This window comes from Flagellimonas abyssi (genome assembly GCF_019457905.1).
Lineage (GTDB): Bacteria > Bacteroidota > Bacteroidia > Flavobacteriales > Flavobacteriaceae > Flagellimonas > Flagellimonas abyssi.
On the sequence record NZ_JAHZSV010000087.1, the window covers coordinates 1 to 1959 of the forward strand.

Here is a 1959-nt window from a genome sequence, read left to right on the forward strand (position 1 = left end):
CCAGCTATGCTCACTTTGGCCCGGCGAAGGTGGTATACTATGTCCGGCGTTTCCAGCCCAACTATCGAAAACAACAAAAACCCGACCCAACATTAACTAAAAGCAATTTAATAACGTTCTGCTTGTCCTTAAAATTTATATGTAACTTTCAGTAACCATAAATTTTAAGCCCAGAACGTCACTGCGTTTAGCAGGGCGTTGTGAGTAATTTAAATGAACATCGAAAATTCAATAATATTAGAAATTTTTAAAGGCATTTCTTTTTCAAAAAATGAAATGAATCTTGTTGAAAGTAAACTTAAAAAACTCAAGTTAAAAAAAGGGTCTACAATATTAAAAGCAGATGATAAAGTGAACAGTCAATATTATGTTTACAATGGATGTTTAAGAACTTACTTTATTGACAAATCTGGTAAAGAACATACTTTGCAATTCGCCATTAATGATTGGTGGATAAGCGATTATACGGCTTTCTTCACGGCATCCAAAGCGATTATGTATATTGAAACTATTCAGGAAGCAACTTTATATGAAATTTCCAAAAAAAGTATGGAAGATTTATTTGTAGAGATTCCACAATTAGAAACTTTTTTCAGAAAAAAAATGGAAAGAGCTTTTGCTAGCTTTCAAAAAAGAATATTAGCAAGTTTAGCCCAATCAGCTAAAGAAAGATACGTTTCTTTTATTAGCACTTACCCAAATATTGAACAGGCTGTAAAAAATTACCATATAGCTTCTTATCTAGGAATTACTACCGAAAGCTTAAGTAGAATTAGAAAAGAAATATCTGATAATTGATTTTATTACCATACATCAATTTTCAGTACTTAATTTGGCAGTAATTTTGTCTCTAATCAAAAGAATAACAACAATTATAATCGCTTTAGCTTTATTTTCCTCTTGTGGTAAAAACACAAAAGAAAATAATTCTAATGAAAAAAAATTAAGTATTAACACAAAAAAAGCAAAACAATGAAAAAAGTATTATTTGTATTAACTAATCACGAAGATTTAGGAGATACTGGAATGAAAACTGGTTTTTGGATTGAAGAATTTGCAGCACCTTATTACTTATTAAAAGATAAAGGAATTGAAATTACTTTGGCATCTCCAAAAGGAGGACAACCTCCAATTGACCCAAAAAGTAATGAACCAGATTTCCAAACTCCAGCAACCATAAGATTTAATGATGATAAAGAAACTCAAGAGATCTTATCTAAAACAATAAAATTGGAAACTGTAAATCAAGCAGATTATGACGCAGTATTTTATCCTGGTGGACACGGTGTTGTATGGGATTTAGCTGAAGATGAAAACTCAATTGCCTTAATAGAAGATTTTTATAACAACAATAAACCTGTTGCTGCTGTTTGTCACGCTCCTGCAATTTTTAAAAACACAAAAAATACGGATGGGACATCTTTGGTTAATGGGAAAAAAGTAACTGGATTTACAAACGGAGAAGAAGAAGCTGTTCAACTAACTTCTGTTGTTCCATTTTTGGTTGAAGATATGTTAAAGAGTAATGGTGGAATTTACACTAAAAAAGCAGACTGGAGTCCTTATGCGGTCGAAGATGGTTTATTAATAACTGGACAAAATCCTGCATCTTCGGAACTAGTTGCCGAACTGTTACTAGAAAAGTTAAAGTAAAAACTACTCACAACAACGGTAACCGTTGCACAAGCCCCTGATCAGCAACAAAACGGATTGTTATAAGCCTCTTTAAGGGGCTTTTTTATTTTCCCATCAGCATTGAAGATTGGGTTTTAAGTGTTTTTCAAGGGCTCCGAATAGCAACATAAAAGCGTTTTTCGGCAAAGTGGACAATGCAAGTTGCCCCGCCCCACTTTTCGAGCGTTTTTCAATGAATTTCAGGTATTTTTTGAGGTTGTATGCGATTGCCGAGAGGTGCATGTGTAGCCTTACCCCTTTTAGGACATCGCTAAATTCATAAAA

General features: G+C 33.1%; 3 protein-coding genes. 2 read left to right on the forward strand and 1 reads right to left on the reverse strand.

Annotated elements, in window-relative coordinates:
- Positions 1–213: 213 nt before the first annotated feature.
- On the forward strand, positions 214–798 hold the full coding sequence (locus K1F36_RS19900; RefSeq protein WP_220115347.1) for a Crp/Fnr family transcriptional regulator: 585 nt from the start codon (positions 214–216) through the stop codon (positions 796–798).
- Between the two features lie 174 nt (positions 799–972).
- A complete protein-coding gene (locus tag K1F36_RS19905; protein WP_220115348.1) occupies positions 973–1653 on the forward strand; it encodes a type 1 glutamine amidotransferase domain-containing protein in 681 nt (226 codons plus the stop codon).
- Between the two features lie 96 nt (positions 1654–1749).
- On the opposite strand, the gene K1F36_RS19910 is transcribed toward K1F36_RS19905, so the two are convergent.
- Positions 1750–1959: hypothetical protein (locus K1F36_RS19910; protein ID WP_220115349.1), on the reverse strand; the 210-nt coding region annotated here is incomplete at its 5' end.

Bases quoted from the DNA above. Each gene is read 5' to 3' on its own strand.
- K1F36_RS19905 (WP_220115348.1), top strand. From the start codon at position 973: ATGAAAAAAGTATTATTTGTATTAACTAATCACGAAGATTTAGGAGAT.
- K1F36_RS19900 (WP_220115347.1), top strand. From the start codon at position 214: ATGAACATCGAAAATTCAATAATATTAGAAATTTTTAAAGGCATTTCT.